Here is a 19,925-nt window from a genome sequence, read left to right as displayed (position 1 = left end):
CTGGAGCCCACATGCACGACGACCGCAGCCTGGTCGAGTCCCGTCTCAAGCGCGTACTCGACGAGCGCATCCGCCCGGCGGTCTATCCGGAGTCCGTCCCCCTTGAGGTCGGCATCTGGGCCGCTCCCGACGAGCCGGTCCCGGTCGCCGAGGGCCTGGCCGCGCCGCGCAAGCCGATCGCGGTCGGCGACGAGTGGGGCGCCCCCTGGGGCACCAGCTGGCTGACCGTCTCGGGCACGGTGCCGCAGGCCTGGGCCGGGCGGACCGTGGAGGCCCTGATCGACCTGGGCTTCGACAAGAACATGCCCGGCTTCCAGTGCGAGGGCCTGGTCTACCGCCCCGACGGCACCCCGGTGAAGGGCCTGAACCCGTGCAACCAGTGGGTGCGGGTGGCCGCCCCCGCGGTCGGCGGCGAGCAGGTGCTGCTGCACGTGGAGGCCGCCTCCAACCCGGTGATCCTGGACTACCACCCCTTCCTGCCCACCGAGCTGGGCGACAAGACGACCGCCGGTGACCAGCCGCAGTACAAGCTGGCCCGGATGGACCTGGCGGTCTTCGACGAGACCGTCTGGCACCTGGTGGCGGACCTGGAGGTGCTGGGCGAGCTGATGGCCGAGCTGCCGGTGGACGGCCCGCGCCGCTGGGAGATCCTGCGTGCCGTGGAGCGGGCGCTGGACGCCGTCGACCTGCAGGACATCAACGCGACGGCCGCCGCCGCCCGCGCCGAGCTGGCCGCGGTGCTGGCCGCCCCCGCCGTCCCGTCCGCGCACAAGCTCAGCGCGGTGGGCCACGCGCACATCGACTCGGCCTGGCTGTGGCCGCTGCGCGAGACGGTCCGCAAGGTGGCCCGGACCACCGCCAACATGACGGCCCTCCTGGAGGACGAGCCGGACTTCGTCTACACCATGTCCCAGGCCCAGCAGTACGCCTGGATCAAGGAGCACCGGCCCGAGGTGTACGCCCGGGTCAAGCAGGCGGTGGCCGAGGGCCGCTTCGTGCCGGCCGGCGGCATGTGGGTGGAGTCGGACACCAACATGCCGGGCTCGGAGGCGATGGCCCGTCAGTTCGTGCACGGCAAGCGGTTCTTCCTTCAGGAGTTCGGCGTCGAGAACCAGGAGGCCTGGCTGCCCGACACCTTCGGCTTCACCGGCGGCCTGCCGCAGATCATCAAGGCGGCCGGCTCCAAGTGGCTGCTGACCCAGAAGATCTCCTGGAGCCAGGTCAACACCTTCCCGCACCACACCTTCTGGTGGGAGGGCATCGACGGGACCCGGATCTTCACCCACTTCCCGCCGATCGACACCTACAACTGCTCCATGAAGGGCAGTGAAATCGCCCACGCGGCGCGGAACTTCAAGGACAAGGGCCGGGCCAGCCACTCGCTGGCACCCACCGGCTGGGGCGACGGCGGCGGCGGGACCACCCGCGAGATGATCGCCAAGGCGGCCCGGATGCGGAACCTGGAGGGCTCGGCCACCGTCACCTGGGAGAAGCCCGCCGACTTCTTCACCAAGGCGCAGGCCGAGTACCCCGAGCCGCCGGTCTGGGTGGGCGAGCTCTACCTCGAACTGCACCGCGCCACGCTGACCAGCCAGGCCAAGACCAAGCAGGGCAACCGGGCCAGCGAGAACCTGCTGCGCGAGGCCGAGCTGTGGGCGGCCACCGCCGCCGTCCAGGCCGGGCTCCCCTACCCCTACCAGGAGTTGGACCGGATCTGGAAGACGGTGCTGCTGCACCAGTTCCACGACATCCTGCCCGGCTCCTCGATCGCCTGGGTGCACCGCGAGGCGGAGCGGACGTATGCCGCGGTCGCCGAGGAGCTGACCGGCATCATCGCGAACTCGCAGCGGGCACTGGCCGGTGACGCCGCGTCAGGCAGCGAGGTGGTCTTCAACGCGACCCCGCACGAGCGGGGCGGGGTGCCGGCCGCCGGCGGGCGCCCGACGGCGGCCGGCGGGCGCGGCAGCTGCTCGCTCCAGCAGCGCCCCGAGGGCGGCTTCCTGCTGGACAACGGCCTGCTGCGGGTCGCGGTGGACGGGCGCGGCCTGGTCGTCTCGGTCTACGACCTCACCCAGGAACGCGAGACGATCGCCCCCGGCGCGGCCGCCAACCTGCTGCAGATCCACCCGGACTTCCCCAACATGTGGGACGCCTGGGACGTCGACCAGTTCTACCGCAACACCGTCACCGACCTGATCGAGCTGGACGAGCTGGCGGTGGCCGCCGAGCAGCCCGAGGCGGTCGCGGTGCGGGTGACCCGCTCCTTCGGTGCCTCCACGGTGGTGCAGACGCTGACCCTGACGGCCGGCACCAAGCGGCTCGACCTGGACACCGAGGTGGACTGGCACGAGACGGAGAAGTTCCTCAAGGCCGCCTTCCCGCTGGACCTGCACACCGAGCGCTACGCGTCCGAGACCCAGTTCGGCCACCAGCACCGCGCCACCCACACCAACACCAGCTGGGAGTCGGCCAAGTTCGAGGCCTGCAACCACCGCTTCGTGCACTTCGCCGAACCCGACTGGGGCGTGGCCCTGGTCACCGCCTCCACCTACGGCCACGACGTGACCCGCACGGTGCGCCCCGAGGACCACGGCACCACCACCACGGTGCGCGTCTCGCTGCTGCGCGCCCCGCGCTTCCCCGACCCGCACACCGACCAGGGCCTGCACCGCTTCCAGCACGCGCTGGTGGCCGGCGCCACGATCGGCGACGCGGTGCGCGAGGGCTACCGGATCAACCTGCCCGAGCGGCGGGTGCCCGGCGACGCCGAGGTCGCGCCGCTGGTGGGCGTGGACAACGACGCGGTGGTGCTCAGCGCCGTCAAGCTGGCCGACGACGAGAGCGGCGACGTGGTGGTGCGGCTCTACGAGGCGCACGGCGGCCGGGCCAGGGCGCTGCTGCGCACCTCCTTCGCGCACACCGCGGTGCGGGTCTGCGATCTGCTGGAGCGCCCGCTCGGCACCGAGGCGGAGGTGCGCGAGGATGGCATCGCGCTGCGACTGCGCCCGTTCGAGCTGGTCACGCTGCGGCTGACCCGCGCGGCGGCCGCCTCGTAGCGCCACGCTCCACCCGTCCCGTCGTCCACCGGCTCCAGCCAGTTCCCGAGGCCCACCATGTCCACCGCAGAGCCCCCCGCAGAGCCCCCCGTACAACCCACTGCCCAGCCCACCGCACAGCCCACCGCCCCGCACCCGGCGCAGCAGCCCACCGGCCTGATCGCCGCCCTCGACATCGGGGGCACCAAGATCGCCGGTGCGCTGGTCGACCAGCACGGCACCCTGCTGCACCGGGTGCAGCGGCCCACCTTCGCCCATGACCCGGGCGAGGCGGTCATGCTGACGGTCCACCGGGTCCTCGGCGAGCTCGCCGAGCACCCGCGCTGGTCCGAGGTGCGCGCGGTGGGGATCGGCTGCGCGGGGCCGGTGGACATCACCCGCGGCACGGTCAGCCCGGTCAACATCGCCGGCTGGCGCGACTACCCGCTGGTCGCCCGGGTCGCCGCCGACCCCGCGGTGCTGGGGCTGGCCAAGGAGGCCGGGCCGGCGCCGGAGCAGGGCGTGCCGGTGCGGCTGGCCGGGGACGGCGTCGCGATGGCGGCCGGCGAGCACTGGTGCGGGGCCGCCCGGGACAGCTCCGACGCGCTGTGCCTGGTGGTCTCCACCGGGGTCGGCGCCGGGCTGGTGCTCGACGGCAGCGTCCGGCCCGGCCCCAGCGGCAACGCCGGACACCTGGGCCACCTGAGCGTGGACCTGAACGGCGAGGCCTGCCCGTGCGGCTCGCGCGGCTGCGTGGAGGTGCTGGCCAGCGGCACCGCCATCGCCCGCCACGCGCTGCGCTCCGGCTGGCGCCCGGCGGCCCGCGACGCCGCCACCGACGCCGCGGCCGTCGCCGAGTCGGCACGCCAGGGCGACCCGCTGGCGCTGGCCGCCTACGAACGCGCGGGGCAGGCGCTGGCCGCCGGCATCGCGGCCACCGCCACCCTGCTGGACCTGCGGCTGGCCGTGATCGGCGGCGGCGTGGCCGGGGCGGGCGACCTGCTGCTCGCCCCGCTCCGCCGCCACCTGGACACCTACGCGGCACTCTCCTTCGTCCGCCCGTTCGAGGTGCGGCTCACCGAACTCGGCCCCAACGCGGGCCTGATCGGCGCCGCCGCACTCACCCGCGTCAGGGTGTGACCCGACAACCGATTTCCCCTGTCGGCGGTCATGCCGTAGAGTCATGTTCACCGACGCGGGGTGGAGCAGCTCGGTAGCTCGCTGGGCTCATAACCCAGAGGTCGCAGGTTCAAATCCTGTCCCCGCTACTCAGTAGCACGGATCGGCCCGGCACACCACGTGTGCCGGGCCGATCCGCTTTCCCGTCCCGCGCCGCTGCACGGCTGAGACTGCGGCCCGCTTTCGTCATTCCCCTCCCGGCGGCCCAATTCGGTTGCTAGCGTTGGCATATGAATTTCCGTCACCTTGGACGCAGTGGCCTGATTGTCAGTCAGCTCGCGTACGGCAACTGGCTGACCCGGAGTTCTTCGAGGAGTGAGGAAACGGAACTGGCCTGTGTGCGGGCCGCTCTCGACGCCGGAATCACCACCTTCGACACCGCCGATGTCTATGCCGGCTCGCAGGCCGAGGAATCCCTCGGCCGGGCGCTGAAGGGCGAGCGCCGGGAGGGGCTGGAGATCCTCACCAAGGTCTTCGCTCCCACCGGCCCCGGGCGCAACGACATGGGCCTGTCCCGCAAACACATCCGGGAATCCATCGACAACTCGCTGCGCCGCCTGGGCATGGACCACGTGGACCTCTACCAGGCGCACCGCTTCGACCCCTCCACCCCGCTGGAGGAGACCATGTCGGCGCTGGCCGACGTGGTGCACGCGGGCAAGGCGCACTACATCGGGGTCTCCGAGTGGACCGCCGAGCAGATCCGGCGCGGCCACGCCCTGGCCCGCGAGCTGCGGATCCCACTCATCTCCAACCAGCCGCAGTACAGCGCCCTGTGGCGGGTGCCCGAGGTCGAGGTGATGCCGCTCTGCGAGGAGCTGGGCCTGGGGCAGGTCGTCTGGTCGCCGCTGGCCCAGGGCGTGCTGACCGGCAAGTACCTGCCGGGCGGGCAGTGGCCCGAGGGCTCCCGGGCCACCGACTCCAACGACGGTTCGCCGGTGCTGGCACCCTGGCTGACCGACGACGTCCTCGGCCGGGTCCAGCGCCTGCACCCGATCGCCGCCGACCTCGGGCTGACCCTGGCCCAGCTCTCGCTGGCCTGGGTGCTCCAGCACCCCAATGTCTCGGCCGCCGTGATCGGCGCCTCCCGGCCCGAGCAGATCACCGACAACGCCAAGGCGGCCGGCGTCACGCTCGACGCCGAGGTGCTCAGCGCGATCGACGCGGTGCTCGACCCGGTGGTCAGCCGCGACCCCGCCGCGACCACCGACAGCAGCCCCACCGACCCCACCTGGCGCGTGGGCTGACGAACAGCCGCCAAGGGCCTTTCCGGGGATACCGGCGGTATCCCCGGAAAGGCCCTTTCGCGTTTCCCGCTACCAGTTCACCGGCAAATGCAGCAGGCTGCGCACCTGCATGCCGTCCTTCCATTCCAGCTCCGCCACCGGGACCGCGCAGTGCAGCCCGGGCAGCCGGGTGAAGAGCGTTTCCAGTGCCACCTGCAATTCCAGACGCGCGAGCGGCGCGCCCAGGCAGCGGTGGATTCCGTAGCCGAATCCCAGATGCGGATTGGGCGTGCGCCGCAGGTCGAACCGGTCCGCATGCTCGAAGACCGACTCGTCACGGTTGGCCGAGGGAATCGCGGGCAGGACGGATTCCCCGGCCCGCACCAGCGTCCCGCTCAGCTCGACGTCCTCCGTGGCATAGCGCGCGAAGGTGACGTGGGAGATGAGCGGCACGTAGCGCAGCGCTTCCTCCACCGCGCCCGGCAGCAGCTCCGGCTCCCGCTTGAGGTCCGCCAGCTGCGCGGGATGGGTGAACAGCACGTGCAGCGAGTCGATCAGCTGCGAGGAGACCGTCTCGTGGCCGGCGATCAGCAGCACGCTGGCCAGCTCCACCAGCTCCTTCTCGGAGAGCTTGTCCTCCTCGTCGCTGGCCTTGACCATGGCGCTGATCAGGTCGTCCTGCGGCTCCTCGCGCCGGCGCACCATCAGCTTGCCGATGTAGTCGTACAGCCGCTGGGTGTCCTCCTCGATCTCCTCCTCCGACATCACGGTCGTCGCGGAGAAGGCGTCCAGCCAGCCGCGGAACCGCTCGCGGTCCTCGAACGGCACGCCCAGCAGGTCGCAGACCACGGTGCCGGCGAACGGCACCGCGAAGCCCTCCATCAGGTCGCCCGGCGCGCCCGCGGCCACCAGCTCGTCGATCAGCCGGTGTGCCTCCTGCTCGATCCGCGGGCGCAGCAGCTCGACCCGGCGCATGGTGAAGGTCTTGGAGAGCAGGCGGCGCAGCCGGGGGTGGTCGGGCGAGTCCATCCCCAGGATGCTGGTGTTGATCGGCAGCGGGGTCAGCCGCGACTCGTCGTGCTCGGCGGCCAGCGCGCGGCTGAAGCGGGGATCGCCGAGGATCGTCTTCATGTCCGCGTGCGTGGTGACCAGCCAGGCGTCCTCGCCGTAGGGGCAGGAGACCCGCGCCACGGGTTCCTCGGCGCGCAGCTTCTGGTAGAGCGGGTCGAGGTCCAGCGCCACGGCCTCGCTGAAGGGGTAGGCGCGCGGCTGGCGCTTGCCGGTCGTCGCGTCGTCCAGGTACTCGTTCATGATGTCGCTCATGCGGAACGGGCCTCCGAGAGATCGGTGGGGTGGTCAACAAGGCTCTTGGGCCGCATGTCGGTCCAGTTCTCCTCGACGTACGCCAGGCACTCGTCCCGGGTGACCGGTCCGCACACCGTGGTCCAGCCGGCCGGCACGGCGGTGAAGGCGGGCCACAGCGAGTGCTGGCCCTCGTCGTTGACCAGGACCAGGAAGGTGCCGGCGGTGTCGTCCCAGGGATCACTCACTGTCTTTCCTCCGTGTGGGATAAGGGAGCCTGCGGGTAGACGAGCTGGTGGTGCACCGGGGGTCCATGGGGTGGCCGGGGCGGTCAGCGGCCGGCCGGCGGGGGCGGGAAGAAACCCGAGGTGATGAAGTAGTCGGCGTAGGCGCGCAGCAGCGCGGCGTCCAGCGGCGGGAAGGCCGGGCCCGAATCCGCCAATCCGGCCAGCGTGTTGGCCGCATCGAGGCGCACCTGTCCGAGCCGGGCGAGCGCGGGCAGGGTGTCGGCGAGCAGCACCGCCCCGTCCAGCGTGCCGGTCCCGGTGCGCGCGTCCGCCTCCGCGCGCTCGTGCAGGGTACGCACCCAGCGGTCCGCCGCCATGGGCTCCAGCCGGTAGCCGTAGCACCGCAGTTGGTCCAGGACCTCGCTCACCGGTACCGGCGCCGGGCAGACCAGGTGGTGGGCCAGGCCGGTGGCGGCGGGGCGGCGGGAGAGCCGCACGATGGCGGCGGCGGTCCAGTCCACCGGCACCAGGTCGACCACCGGCGCGGTGACCTGGCCGGGGGCGGCCCGGCCGGAGTCGTCCAGGCCGGGGGCGGCCAGTGGCACGGCGCCGATCACCAGCATCGCGCGCACCAGCTGCCAGAAGACGTCCCGGTGGGAGCCGGCGCCGCTGACCGTGTGGCCGCTCACCCGCCCGCACCGGTAGACGCTGACCGGCAGGCCGCGCTCGCCGGCCGCCCAGACCAGCTCCTCGGCCACCCACTTGCTCTCGGGGTAGCCGCCCGCCATCACCTCGTGGGCACCGAGCCGGCGCGACTCGGGGACGGCGACCGACCGCTCGTCCGCGGCGACCGACACCGCGGCCGTCGAGATGTGGTGCACCGGCACCGGATCCCCCAACGCGGCCAGCCGCAGCACTTCTTGAGTGCCCGTCACATTGGCGGCCCGCAGCCGGGCGTAGGGGTCGACCGCGCTGACCTGGGCCCCGTTGTGGTACACCGCGTCGACCAGGTGGGCCAGTTGATCGAACCGCTCGCGGCCCAGGCCGAGCAGCGGCCGCGCCAGGTCGCCGGGCACGGGCACGATCCGGCGGCGGGAGAACTCGTTCCACAGCCCGTACTCGGTCAGGTTGCGCCGGATCCGCCGGTGGGCCGCCGCCTCGTCCTCGGCGCGCACCAGGCAGTGGATGTCGGCGCCGGTGCGGTCGAGCAGTTCGCGCAGCAGGAAGGCGCCGAGGAAGCCGGTCGCGCCGGTCAGCAGCAGGTTCTCCCGCCCGCCGGCCGCGCGCCGGGCGGGCCCGGTGCGGCGCGGGGCCGCTCCGGCCGCGTGGCGCACGGTGATCGCGGGGTCGAGCACCGCGTCCGCGGCCAGCTGCGCCGGCGTCGGGCCGCCGGCGGTGCCGTCCTCGGCGGTGCCGTCGACCGCCGCGAGCAGTGCGGCCACCGACTGCCGCTCGAAGAGCGTGCGCACCGCCAACTCCACGCCCAGCCGCCGGCGGATCCCGCTGATCACCCGGGGCACCAGCAGCGAGTGCCCGCCCAGCGCGAAGAAGCTGTCGTCGATGGTGACCCGCGGCACCCCCAGCACCTCGGCGAACAGCTCGCACAGGATCCGCTCGCGCGGGTTGCGCGGCTCCCGGCCCGCCGAGAGCGCCGCGAAGTCGGGCACCGGCAGCGCGGCCCGGTCGATCTTGCCGGTGGCCGCGACGGGCAGCGCGTCCAGCACCAGCACCACGGCCGGCACCAGGTAGTCGGGCAGCAGGCCGGCCAGGTGGGCCCGCAGCTCCCGGCCGTCCGGCGGCGAGGCCGCGTCCACCGGCACGGCGTACGCGCTCAGGAAGGTGGTGCCGCGCTGGTCCGCGCGCGGCACCACCACCGCCTGCGCCACGCCCGGGTGGGTGCCCAGCGCGGCCGCCACCTCGCCCGGCTCGATCCGGAAGCCGCGGATCTTCACCTGCCCGTCGGCGCGGCCGATGAACTCCAGCTCGCCGACGCCGTTCCAGCGCACCAGGTCGCCGGTGCGGTACATCCGGCTGCCCGGCGCCCCGAACGGGTCGGCGACGAAGCGGTCGGCGGTCAGCGCGGGCCGGTGCAGATAGCCGCGCGCCACCCCCGCCCCGGAGACGTGCAGCTCCCCCACCACGCCGGGCGGCACCAGGGTCAGGTCCCGGTCCAGCACGTAGACCCGGGCGTTGACGGTGGGCCGGCCGATCGGCGGCGTGGCGCCGCCTTCGAGCGGGGCGCTGAGGGTGGCGCAGACGGTGGTCTCGGTGGGGCCGTAGCCGTTGAGGAACCGGCGCCCGGCCGACCAGCGGCGCACCGTCTCGCCCGAGGAGGCCTCACCGGAGACGATCATCGAGGTGAGCGAGGGCAGCTGGGCCGGCTCCAGCACGCTGAGTGCGGCCGGCGGCAGGGTCGCGTGGCTGATCCGGTGCCGCTCCACCAGCGCGGTCAGCGCCGGTCCGGGCGCCGCGACGTCGGCGGGCGCCATCACCAGCGTCGCCCCGGTCAGCAGCGCGCCGCACAGCTCCCAGACCGCCCCGTCGAAGCTGTGCGAGGCGAACTGCAGGATCCGGCTGGAGGTGGTCACCCCGAACCGCCGCAGCTGCGCGGCGGCCACCCCGGCGATCCCCGAGTGGGTCACCACCACGCCCTTGGGGCGGCCGGTGGAGCCCGAGGTGTAGACGACGTAGGCGGGGTGTCCGCAGCTCAGCGGCCGGGTGCGGTCGGCGTCGGTGATCCGGGTGGCCGGCCGGCCGGCCACCGCCTGCCGGGTCCCCGGCGCGTCGATCACCAGCCGCGGCACCCGCGCCATGGCGGGCAGCGGCAGCTCGGTGGCCGAGTCGGTGAGCAGCACCGCGGGCCGGGCGTCCTCGGCCATGAACGCGAGCCGCGCGGCCGGGTAGTCGGCGTCCAGCGGCAGGTAGGCGCCGCCCGCCTTGAGCACCGCGAGGGTCGCCACCACCGAGTCGATGGTGCGCGGCAGCGCGATCCCCACGAAGCGCTCCGGGCCGACCCCGTGGGCGATCAGGTAGCGGGCCAGCCGGTTGGAGCGCAGGTCCAGCTCGCGGAAGCTGAGCGTGCGCACCGGCCCCGTGCCGTCGTCGTAGAGCACGGCGGTGGCCCGCGGGGTGCGCCGGACCTGGGCCTCGAACAGCTCGGGCAGGGTCCGCGGCGGCACGTCGTGGCCGCGGTCGCCGCTGCGCGCCAGCAGCCGCTCGCGTTCGGCGGGCAGCACCACGTCCAGGGTGCCCAGCCGGCGGGCGGGGTCGGCGGTGACCTCGGTCAGCAGGCGGGTGAGGCGCCGCAGCAGCAGCTCGACGCCCTCGCGCTCGAACAGGTCGGTGCTGTACTCGGCCACCCCGGTCATGCCCAGCGGCCGCCGGTCGGGACCGTGCCGCTCCTGCAGGCTGATCGACAGGTCGAACCGGCAGGCCCCGGTGCCCGCCTCGCGGGTCGCCACGTCGAGCCCCGGCAGCTGCGGCGCGCCCTGCGGGGCGTTCTGCAGGGCCAGCAGCACCTGGAAGAGCGGGTGGTGGGCCAGGCCGCGGCTCGGGGCGAGGGTGTCCACCAGGCGCTCGAACGGCACGTCCTGGTGGGCGTAGGCGGCCAGGTCCCCCTCGCGGACCCGGGCCAGCAGGTCACGGAAGGCGGGGTTGCCCCCGGTGTCGGTGCGCAGCACCAGCGTGTTGACGAAGAATCCGACCAGCGCGTCGAGCGCGTGGTCGGTGCGCCCGGCGACAGGGGTGCCGATCGCGATGTCGGTGCCCGCGCCGAGCTTGGTGAGCAGCGCCGCCAGCGCGGCGTGCAGCACCATGAACGGGCTGGCGCCGGCCGCTTCGGCCAGTTCGGTGATCCGCCGGTGCAGGTCGGCGTCGAGGGTGAAGTGCACGGTGTCGCCGCGCTGGCTCGCCACCGGCGGCCGAGGGCGGTCGGCGGGCAGCTCGACGCACTCCGGCAGGCCGGCCAGCGCGCCGCTCCAGTAGGCGAGCTGACGTGCCGTCAGAGACTGCGGATCGTCCTGCTCGCCCAGCAGCCGCTGCTGCCACAGGGTGTAGTCGGCGTACTGCACGGGCAGCGGCTCGGCCTGCGGCGCCCGGCCCGCGCGGCGCGCGGTGTAGGCGGCGGCGAGGTCGCGCCAGAGCGGCGCCAACGACCAGCCGTCGCAGGCGATGTGGTGGATCACCAGGACCAGCACGTGCCGGTCGGGCGCGGTGCGCAGCAGCCTGGCCCGCACCGGCACCTGACGCGCCAGGTCGAAGGGCTGCCGGACGACGGCGTCGAGTGCCTGGGTCAGCCCGTCGGGCGCGACCTCGACGCTCTCCAGCTCCGGCCGGGCGGCGGCACCCTCCAGCACCAGTTGGCGCGGCACCCCCGCGACGGCGGGGAAGACGGTGCGCAGGCTCTCATGGCGCGCCAGCAGGTCGGCCAGCGCCGCCTCCAGCGCCGGCCGGTCCAGCTCGCCGTCCAGGTCGAGCACCAGCGGCACGTGGTAGGCCGCGCCCTGGCTGTGCAGTTGGTCGAGGAACCAGAGCCGGCGCTGCGCGAAGGAGAGCGGGACCGTCCCGGGCCGCGGCGCCGCGGTCAGCGCGGGGCGCTCGCCGGCCGAGGCCAGATGCACCGCCTCGGCCAGACCGGCCACCGTGGGCGTCTCGAAGACCGTGCGCACCGGCAGCTCCAGGCCGAGGACCGAGCGCAGCCGGGCACTGAGCCGGGTGGCGGAGAGCGAGTGGCCGCCGAGCGCGAAGAAACTGTCGTCGATGGTGACCCGGGAGACGCCCAGGATGTCGCCGAACAGCTCGCAGAGCAGCCGCTCCATCGGGTCGCGCGGCGCCCGCCCGCCGGGGGTGCCGCCGGTGTCCGGCTCGGGCAGCCGGCGGCGGTCCACCTTGCCGTTGGGCGTCAGCGGCAGCGCCTCCAGCACCACGGTGGCGGCGGGCAGCAGGTAGGCGGGCAGCCGGTCACGCAGGAAGGCGCGGATCGAGGAGAGCAGCGCGCCGGTGTCGCGGGTGGTCGCGGGGGCGTTGACCAGCGCGGTCGCCGGCGCCCCGGCGGGCGGCGGCAGCTGCGGGCCGGGCTCGCCGGGGCGGCGCGCGGTCAGTGTCACGTCCAGCGCGTTCGAGGCGGTGGCCGACCAGCTCACCGAGGCGCGCAGGCCCAGCTCCTCGGCCACCGCGTGGAACGCCTCCAGGTCGGCGCTCTCGGCGTCGTCCAGCGGCCCCAGTACCGGTATCCGGTCCCCCGGCCCGGCCGCCTCCAGGGCCCGCAGGGCCTTCGCGACGGGCGCCAGCCGGGCGTCCGGCACTCCGGTCACCCGCAGCTCGCGGCCGCTCATGGTGGCCAACTGGGCCGGGTTGGTGAGGTCCTGACCCCAGATCAGTTCCACTGCCTGCGGCGCCGGTTCACCCGCCCCCGCGGTGGCCTTGCGCAGCACCGCGTCATAGCGGTAGCGGGTCAGCTCGTTGACGTACCGGCCACGCTTGACCCGTACCTCGCTGCCCGCCAGTTCGGGTGTGGTGCGCGCGAGTTCGGCGAAGAAGTCCGGGTCGACCAGCAGCTCCTTCTCCCGCACCAGGGCCTGCTCGACGGCGGCGCGGATCAGCTCGGGGTCCTCGGGCAGCTCGTCCCGGCGCAGCCGGACGTCGGTGTGGAAGGCGCGCAGCAGCCGCAACTGCCGTACGTCGCCGACGAAGACGGCACCGCCCGGGGCGAGCAGCGCCACCGCCTTGGTCAGCACCTCGGCGAGGTAGCGGCCGTCGGGGAAGTACTGGCTGACCGAGTTGATCACGACCGTGTCGAAGAAGCCGGCCGGCAGGCCCTCGGTGTCGTCGGCGGCCCGGGCCCGCAGCTCGACCCGCCCGGCCAGCACCGGGTCCTGGCGCACCAGCGAGCCCAGCGCCTCGATCACCTGCCCGGACAGGTCGGTGCCCCAGTAGGACGCGCAGTGCGGGGCCAGCCGGGAGAGCAGCAGGCCGGTGCCCACCCCGATCTCCAGCACCCGGCGCGGGTTGAGCTCGCGGATCCGGGCCACGGTGGCGTCGCGCCACTCGCGCATCTGCTCGGCCGGGATCGGCCGGCCGTCGTAGCTGCTGTTCCAGCCGGAGAAGTCCTCGCCCAACCGCGCCTCGGCGGCGCGCCGGTAGAGCGTGTCGTAGATCTCCTGCCACTCGGCCACCGGGTCCGGGCCGGCCGTCCCCTGCTCTCCGGTCCGGGGCCCGCTCCGCTCGGCCGGCACCACGTAGCCGACCAGCCGCTTCTGGCCGGCCCCGTCCGCGCGGACCACCACCGCGGCCTGGGCCACCTCGGGGTGCGCACCGAGCACGGCCGCCACCTCGCCGGGCTCCACCCGGAAGCCGCGGATCTTCACCTGCTCGTCGCCCCGGCCGACGAACTCCAGCCTCCCCTGGGCGTCCTGGCGCACCAGGTCGCCGGTGCGGAACAGCCGCGCGCCGGGCCCGCCCTGCGGGTCGGCGACGAAGCGCTCGGCGGTCAGGCCGGGGCTGAGCCAGTAGCCGCGGGCCAATCCGGTGCCGCCCAGGTAGAGTTCGCCCACCTCCCCGGGCTCGACCGGGCACAGCCGCGGGTCAAGGACCAGGGTGCGCATCCCGGCCATCGCGGCGCCGATCGGCGTCACCGTGCCGAGCCCGCCGGTCTCGGCCACCCGGTGGCAGGTGGCGAAGGTGGTCGTCTCGGTGGGCCCGTAGCCGTTGACCACGGCGAGGCCGGGGCAGGCGGCCAGCACCCGGCGCACCGCGGCCGGCGGAACGGCGTCCCCGCCGGTCCACACCTCGCGCGCGCCACGGAAGCACTCGGGGTCCTCCTCCGCCAGGACGGAGAAGAGCCCGGCCGTCACCCAGAGCGCGGTGACGCCCGCCTCGGCGACGGCGGTGGCGACCGCCCGTGCGTCCAGCGCGCCCGGCGGCGCGACCACCACCGTGCCGCCGGAGAGCAGCGGTACCCACAGCTCGTAGGTGGAGGCGTCGAAGGCGTGCGGCGAGTGCAGCAGGACGCGTTGCTGCGCGCCGCCGTGGAAGGCCGGGTCCTGGGCGAGGGCGACCACGTTGTGGTGGCTGACCGCGACGCCCTTGGGCGTGCCGGTGGAGCCGGAGGTGAACATCAGGTAGGCCAACTGCCCCGGCTCGACCGGTCCGAGGGCCAGGGCCGACTCCCCCGGGCGATCCGCGGCGGGCCGGTGCCCGTCGGCGCGCGCGGCCGCGGTGACCGGGAGGATCCGCAGCCCCTCGCCGATCCGGGGCGCCGTGGCCGGCTCGGTGGTCAGCAGCAGCCGGGCGCTGCTCCGTGCCAGCATCCCGTCCAGTCGGGCGGCGGGCTGGCCCGGGTCCAGCGGCAGGTAGCAGCCACCGGACTCGGCGACCGCGAGCAGCGCCACCACGAGGTCGGCCGAACGTTCGGCCAGGACCGCTACGGGCTCCTCCGGGCGCACCCCCTCGGCCGCCAGCCGCTGGGCCAGCAGCCGGACTCGGGCAGCGAGTTGACGGTACGTCAGTACCGTGTCACCGCTGACCAGAGCGGTCGCGCCGGGGGTGCGCTCGACCTGCCGGGCGAAGGCCGCCGGCAGTGAAAGGGGCTGATGGGAGGGGCGCTGGGCGGGCACGTGTCACGAACTCCTCTGCGCGGGACCCCGGAACGCGGCGACGGCGTCCGGTTCGAAGGCACACGGAAGGGCACCAGGCAGTCCTGGTGCGCATACTGTTCGACGTCGTGTAGCGATCATGCCAAACTCCGCCGCTATGCGGAGCGCCATGTTCATGTTTTCGGCTCTTCTCGCGCACAGGCCGCCAACCGCGCCGTCACCGCGGGCAAACCCCGTGCGCATATGGCTGTGGCACGTCCGGCCAGGCAATCTCCACCGCACCCGACGGCCCTCGCCCGACCTCCGGACGAGTAGCCGAGCGGCTACGCATGGTCAGTCATATTGGCCGGAACATGTGCCCGTCGACGATCCAGAGCCGACAAGCTTGGGCAAAACTCGGACCTGAACCGCCACCCGATGAGAAGATCGCGCTCGTTTCGGCCCGGCGCGCCACTCCCACCCCAGCACTCCTCAGTCCCTCCAGCGTGCCCCGGGAGAACCAGAAACCACACACACCTCGTTCACCCCGCCCACACCCCCGCCCCGGGGAGACAGGGAGACCCGATGGACGCCTACGGAACCGACCCCGGCACGGCCACCGCCGACCTGAGCCCGGCCGCCGGCTTCAGCCCCGACACCGGTGTCATCGCCGAGATGATCGGACGCCCGCTGCGCTTCGACTCCACCCGCTACCTGCCGACGGACAGCTACGCCGAGGTCGCCACCGACCGCGTCTGGCGCGCCCACCAGAGCCTGGGGCTCACCGGCGAGACCCGCGCGTCGATCCTGGCCCTGCTCCAGGAGTTGACCGAGCCCTGGGGCCGGCTGCCGGTCGGCACACCCCCCGCGCGCGCCTGCTGGGTCGCCATCGACGGCATGCCCTTCGAGCCCTCGGTCGCGTGGGTGAACGGCACCGCGGGCGTCCGGCTCTCCCTGGAGCCGCCGGGCGACGGCACCGCGGTCTCCCGGATGCGCGCGGCGATGGCCCTCACCCGCCGGCTGGCCGGCCGGCCCGGCGTCGCCGTCGACCGCCTGCTGAGCATCGAGGACCTCTTCGTCGAGGACGATCCGCAGGGCTTCTTCACCATGGCGCACGCGGTCGCCTGGCGGCCCGGGGCCCATCCCGAGTACAAGATCTTCCTCAACCCGGCGGTGGCCGGCCGCGAGCAGTCCGCCGACCGCGCCGAGCAGGCCATGTTCCGCCTCGGCCTGGAGCGCCCCTGGCGCGCCCTGGTCGACCACCTCGGCGGCGCGTTCTCCCCCGCCCACGAGCCCGTCGCCATTGCCGTGGACCTGGTGGGCGGCGAGGACTTCCGGGCGCAGCTGTACCTGGCGCACTCCGGGGTGAGCGCCGCGGAGATCGACGCCAAGGCCGCCGTCGCCCACGACCACGTGCCCGGCCTGTTCACCCGCGCGCTGCACCAGATCAACGGCCCGCACGACGCGGCCGCCTGGCAGCGCAAGCCCCCCGTCACCACCTTCACCCTGGACACCCGGCACGACCGTCCGAGCGCGACCCTCTACGTCCCGCTGATCCCGGTGCACGACAGCGACGCGGCGGCCCGCGACCGGGTGGCGGCCTTCCTGCGGGCCGAGGGCGCGGCCTCGGCCGATCCCTATGTCGCCCTGCTCGACGACCTCGCCGACCGGCCGCTGTCCCGCTCGCTGACCCAGAACTTCATGTCCTACCGGGGCGGCGACGCGGCGCGCTTCTCCATCTACCTGGCCCCCGGCACTTACCGGGCGGACGACGAACTCGGCTGATCCGAGGGCTCACCGGTGCCCGCCCGGTCCCCGGCTTCCAAGCAGCCGCCCCGCGTGGCGGCGGCTTGGAAACCGGGGCCGGACGTCTCAGACCAGCCCCCGGCGCATCGCGTACGCCAGCGCGTGGGTGCGGTTGCGCAGGTTCAGCCGGCTCGTGAGCCGGTGCAGGATGTTCTTCACCCAGCGCTCGGAGTACCCGAGCCTGGCTCCTATCTCGGCGGTGTCGCACCCCTCGGCCACCAGTCGCAGGACCGCGATCTCCCGCTCGTCGAGCGACTGCCCGGACCCCGCCGCGCCCGCCGCGCCCTGCCGCACCCGGTGGACCTGGTCGAGCAGTTGGTTCAGCAGTCCGGGCGGCAGCGAGCTGCTGCCGCTGTGCGCCCCGTGCACGGCCCGCAGCAGCCGCCCCGGGGTGACCTCCTGCCGCAGCAGCAGGTGCGAGATCCCGCTGGCCGCCACGTCGAGCAACTCGTCCTCCCGCAGCCGCTCGACGATCAGCACCAGCCGGATCCTCGGGTCGAGCAGCAGCGCACGGGCCTCGCGCAACAGGTCGCGGCTGACCGCCGCGGTGAGCTGGACCACCGTGCAGCGCCGGTCGGCCGGCCGGTCCGCCACCAGGGTCACCCCTGGGGCGGCCCGCAGATAACTGTCCAGTCCGGCCCGGGAGATCGGATCGGGTGCCTTGGTCAGAACCGCTAGGGCGGACACCGGCCCACCTGCCTTCCTGGAGTCCTCGTCGAGCTCGGGGGCACGGCTGATTCATCCCGTACCACCCCTTACTACGCATCGGCAGCGGCCTGCGGTTGCTCACCGGGCACACCCGCCCCAGGGCCCGGCCCGGAAAACAGCGCTGACGGACCGTCAGGAGGCCCGGCGGTCTCCCCCCGCCCGGCGGTCGGCCACCCCCGGCGGAACGGCCGGCGGCAACGGCATCGGCAGCGGCGCCCGGACCGGCGCGGGCACCGGCAGCGGCGCCGGTACCGGGGTGAGCTGGACGCGCGGGGTGTGCCCCGCCACCCAGACCGTGGGCCCGCTGGGCGGTGCCGCCCGATGGGCGGCGATGATCCAGCGGGTCAGGGCCTGGACGAAGTCCGGCCCCAGCGCGGCGGCGTCGTGCAGGCGCTCCAGATCGCCCGCCCCGAACGGGACCCCGGCCTGCGAGATCGCGGTCAGGAGCGGGTGGAGCAGGGCCCAGGTGGTCCGGGTGGCCGGCAGCCGACCGGTATGTTCGCAGTCGTTCACGCCCAGCCCAACCCCGCGCGGGCGCCGCGGGTCACGCCCGTCACCCTGGAGTCAGCCCTGAGTGGGACGGACGTTCGGCGGATCCCCCTTCAGTGCACCCGCGCCGCGATGAGCCGCGCGCACTCCAGCGACTCGCGGCGCGTGCTGTCCACCTCCAGGTCGTAGCGCACCCCCCGGTGCACCAACTCCGCCTGCGTCTGGGCCATCCCCACCGTCCGGTCGCCGCGCGCCAGTTCCCGGCCGGCCGCGACCGCGCCCTGGCACCGCACGCCCACCCAGAGCACCTCCAGTCCCGCAAGGGCCCGCAGCCACCGCTGCTGGGACTGCGCGCCGCCGAGGAACACCTCGTCCACGATCACCCGGGCCCCCGCGCGCGCCATCGCGGCGATCCCCTCGATCCAGGCGGCCTCCAACTCCCGGAACACCGCCCCGACCTGCACCTCGCCGTCCGGGGCGAACTCGATTCCGGCCGAGGAGGAGCGCATGGCCGCGGGCAGCGACTCGACGAAGGTATCGACCCCGAGGGCCTGCCACGGGTCCGGCAGCACCGCCTGCAGGCACCGGACGATGCCGGACTTGCCCGAGCTGGAGCCGCCATTGAGGATGATCATGTCGGTTTTCACCGCGCCACCGTAACGGACCCACCCCAGGGTGGAGAACGGAATGGACCCGGTTCTCCACCCTGGGGTCCAGGTGACGGTCGGTCAACTCTCCTACGGTCGGGCGCATGACCTCCGTACACCGCCCACCACGGCCACGCACCACCCGCCGGGCCGGCGCGCTGCCGGCCGGCGGCGCGCTGCTGGCCGCCACCCTGCTGCTCGGCGGCGCCCTGGCCGAGCCGGCCACCGCTGCCCCGACCACCGCCGACCGGAGCAGCGCCGACCGGAGCAGCGCCGGGCTCGGCCGCACCGGCCAGGCCCCGCTCGCCTGGGGCGCCTGCCCCGCGCCGACCCCGCTCGCCAACGGCACCGACTACCCGCGCGACCCCCGCGAGCAGTGCGCCACCCTGCAGGTGCCGCGCGACTACCGGCACCCCGGCGCGGGCAGCATCACCCTCACGGTCTCCCGGATCCGCACCGCCGACCCCGCCCACCGCCTCGGCGACCTCGTCGTGGTGCCGGGCGGCCCCGGCGGCTCGGGCCTGGACTACCCCAGCCAGATGCTCGGCATCCTGCCGTCCGCCGTCATGAACTCCTACGATCTGATCGGCTTCGACGAGCGCGGCGTGGGCAACAGCACGCCGGTGCACTGCGGCCTGAGCGCCGCCGACCGGGCCGCCCAGCTCAACTACCCCTACCCGGCGCCCGACGGCGACATCTCCGGCAACCTGGCCTTCGCCCAGCGGGTCGCGGACACCTGCGCGGCGACCCAGGGCGACTACCTCGGCGACATCAGCACCGTCAACTCCGCCCGCGACCTGGACCGGATCCGCACCGCCCTGGGCGTGCCGAAGATCTCCTACCTGGGCACCTCCTACGGCACCTACCTGGGCCAGATCTACGCCACGATGTTCGCCTCGCACACCGACAAGGTGGTGCTGGACAGCACGGTGGCCCCCGGCGGCGTGGAGCAGGGCGTGAGCCTGTACGGGCTGGGCACCGAGCAGTCCTTCCCGGCGCTGGCGGCCTACCTGGCCCAGCAGGACGCCACCCTGCACCTGGGCGCCACCCAGGCGGCGGTCCGCGCCGGCTACTTCCGGCTGGCCGCCAAGCTGGACCGCGCGCCGCTGCGGTTGAGCGAGGGCCGGGTGCTGGACGGCAACGCGTTCCGGGCCCTGACCTTCTCGGTGCTGACCAACGGCGCCTACTACCCGCTGGCCGCCCGCGTCTGGCAGGCTGCCGACACCGGCGTGCTGCCGCCCCCCGGCCCGGGCGGCGGCGGCACGCTGCCGATGGTGATCCCGGACAACTTCGTCGCCGCCCAGGACGCCGTGATCTGCAACGACACGCCCTGGCCACGCGATCCGGGCTACTACGCCGCGCGGACCGCCGCCGACCGGATCCGCTACCCGCTCAGCAACGGCATGCCGGGCAACGTCTGGCCGTGCGCCTCCTGGCACTACCAGCCCACCGAGCCCCCGGTGCGGGCCGACCCGATCGGCCCGCGCAACATCCTGATGCTGCAGAACCACCAGGACCCCGACACCGCGTACGCCGGGGCCCGGCAGACCCTGCGCGCCTTCGGCCACCGGGCCACCATGGTCACCCTGGAGGCCACCGGCCACGGCGTGAACTTCGCCGACCCGAAGGTGGCCGACCCGTTCACCGCCTTCCTGCTCAGCGGCCGGCTACCCGCCGGTAACTGATCCTCGTGCGCCGGCCCGCCCAGCCGCTACAGTGCGAGGACGATGCGTCC

The 19,925-nt window shown here is 74.1% G+C and carries 11 protein-coding genes and 1 tRNA gene; 6 read left to right on the top strand and 6 right to left on the bottom strand.

Annotated features, from left to right (window positions below; all coding sequences use genetic code 11):
- Positions 1-11: 11 nt before the first annotated feature.
- The 4 genes from ACFZB9_RS10040 to ACFZB9_RS10025 all read left to right on the top strand — a co-directional run bounded on the left by ACFZB9_RS10040 (position 12) and on the right by ACFZB9_RS10025 (position 5,461).
- On the top strand, positions 12-3,056 hold the full coding sequence (locus ACFZB9_RS10040; protein ID WP_391445450.1) for an alpha-mannosidase: 3,045 nt from the start codon (positions 12-14) through the stop codon (positions 3,054-3,056).
- Between the two features lie 57 nt (positions 3,057-3,113).
- On the top strand, positions 3,114-4,175 hold the full coding sequence (locus ACFZB9_RS10035; protein ID WP_391445448.1) for an ROK family protein: 1,062 nt from the start codon (positions 3,114-3,116) through the stop codon (positions 4,173-4,175).
- 54 nt (positions 4,176-4,229) lie between these two features.
- A tRNA-Met gene (locus ACFZB9_RS10030) sits at positions 4,230-4,303 on the top strand.
- Between the two features lie 141 nt (positions 4,304-4,444).
- Complete coding sequence (locus ACFZB9_RS10025) at positions 4,445-5,461, top strand: aldo/keto reductase family protein (RefSeq protein ID WP_391445446.1); 1,017 nt, start codon at positions 4,445-4,447, stop codon at positions 5,459-5,461.
- A gap of 69 nt (positions 5,462-5,530) precedes the next feature.
- Here ACFZB9_RS10025 and ACFZB9_RS10020 read toward each other — a convergent pair whose 3' ends face one another.
- From ACFZB9_RS10020 to ACFZB9_RS10010, 3 genes are all read right to left on the bottom strand, one after another.
- The gene (locus tag ACFZB9_RS10020; protein ID WP_391445444.1) at positions 5,531-6,763 is read right to left on the bottom strand and encodes a cytochrome P450; all 1,233 of its coding nucleotides are present in this window, start codon (positions 6,761-6,763) and stop codon (positions 5,531-5,533) included.
- Positions 6,760-6,990 carry an MbtH family protein gene (locus tag ACFZB9_RS10015; protein ID WP_327070410.1) on the bottom strand — a complete coding sequence of 77 codons (231 nt, stop codon included), beginning with the start codon at positions 6,988-6,990 and terminating at the stop codon, positions 6,760-6,762. Before ACFZB9_RS10015 ends, ACFZB9_RS10020 begins: the two co-directional genes overlap by 4 nt.
- An 83-nt stretch (positions 6,991-7,073) precedes the next feature.
- Complete coding sequence (locus ACFZB9_RS10010) at positions 7,074-14,582, bottom strand: amino acid adenylation domain-containing protein (protein WP_391445441.1); 7,509 nt, start codon at positions 14,580-14,582, stop codon at positions 7,074-7,076.
- A 543-nt stretch (positions 14,583-15,125) separates the two neighbouring features.
- On the opposite strand from ACFZB9_RS10010, the gene ACFZB9_RS10005 reads away from it, so the two are divergent.
- Positions 15,126-16,325 carry a tryptophan dimethylallyltransferase family protein gene (locus tag ACFZB9_RS10005; RefSeq protein ID WP_391445439.1) on the top strand — a complete coding sequence of 400 codons (1,200 nt, stop codon included), beginning with the start codon at positions 15,126-15,128 and terminating at the stop codon, positions 16,323-16,325.
- 87 nt (positions 16,326-16,412) lie between these two features.
- Here ACFZB9_RS10005 and ACFZB9_RS10000 read toward each other — a convergent pair whose 3' ends face one another.
- From ACFZB9_RS10000 to cpt, 3 genes are all read right to left on the bottom strand, one after another.
- Complete coding sequence (locus ACFZB9_RS10000; protein ID WP_391445437.1) at positions 16,413-17,033, bottom strand: response regulator transcription factor; 621 nt, start codon at positions 17,031-17,033, stop codon at positions 16,413-16,415.
- 153 nt (positions 17,034-17,186) lie between these two features.
- Positions 17,187-17,567, bottom strand: coding sequence for a hypothetical protein (locus ACFZB9_RS09995; RefSeq protein ID WP_391445435.1), 381 nt, complete (start codon positions 17,565-17,567; stop codon positions 17,187-17,189).
- Between the two features lie 89 nt (positions 17,568-17,656).
- Entirely contained in the window at positions 17,657-18,178 is a 522-nt protein-coding gene (cpt, locus tag ACFZB9_RS09990; protein ID WP_391445921.1) for a chloramphenicol phosphotransferase CPT, read from the bottom strand.
- Positions 18,179-18,294: 116 nt separating this feature from the next.
- Between cpt and ACFZB9_RS09985 the strand changes: the two genes are divergently transcribed.
- Positions 18,295-19,875 carry an alpha/beta fold hydrolase gene (locus ACFZB9_RS09985; RefSeq protein ID WP_391445433.1) on the top strand — a complete coding sequence of 527 codons (1,581 nt, stop codon included), beginning with the start codon at positions 18,295-18,297 and terminating at the stop codon, positions 19,873-19,875.
- The last annotated feature ends 50 nt before the right edge of the window (positions 19,876-19,925 follow it).

Source organism: Kitasatospora sp. NPDC008050, assembly GCF_042957465.1.
Classification (GTDB): domain Bacteria; phylum Actinomycetota; class Actinomycetes; order Streptomycetales; family Streptomycetaceae; genus Kitasatospora.
This window is presented reverse-complemented; position numbering and strand designations above follow the sequence as displayed.

Bases quoted from the DNA above. Each gene is read 5' to 3' on its own strand.
- ACFZB9_RS10025 (WP_391445446.1), top strand. From the start codon at position 4,445: ATGAATTTCCGTCACCTTGGACGCAGTGGCCTGATTGTCAGTCAGCTC.
- ACFZB9_RS10020 (WP_391445444.1), bottom strand. From the start codon at position 6,763: ATGAGCGACATCATGAACGAGTACCTGGACGACGCGACGACCGGCAAG.
- ACFZB9_RS09985 (WP_391445433.1), top strand. From the start codon at position 18,295: ATGACCTCCGTACACCGCCCACCACGGCCACGCACCACCCGCCGGGCC.
- ACFZB9_RS10035 (WP_391445448.1), top strand. From the start codon at position 3,114: ATGTCCACCGCAGAGCCCCCCGCAGAGCCCCCCGTACAACCCACTGCC.
- ACFZB9_RS10040 (WP_391445450.1), top strand. From the start codon at position 12: ATGCACGACGACCGCAGCCTGGTCGAGTCCCGTCTCAAGCGCGTACTC.
- ACFZB9_RS10005 (WP_391445439.1), top strand. From the start codon at position 15,126: ATGGACGCCTACGGAACCGACCCCGGCACGGCCACCGCCGACCTGAGC.
- cpt (WP_391445921.1), bottom strand. From the start codon at position 18,178: ATGATCATCCTCAATGGCGGCTCCAGCTCGGGCAAGTCCGGCATCGTC.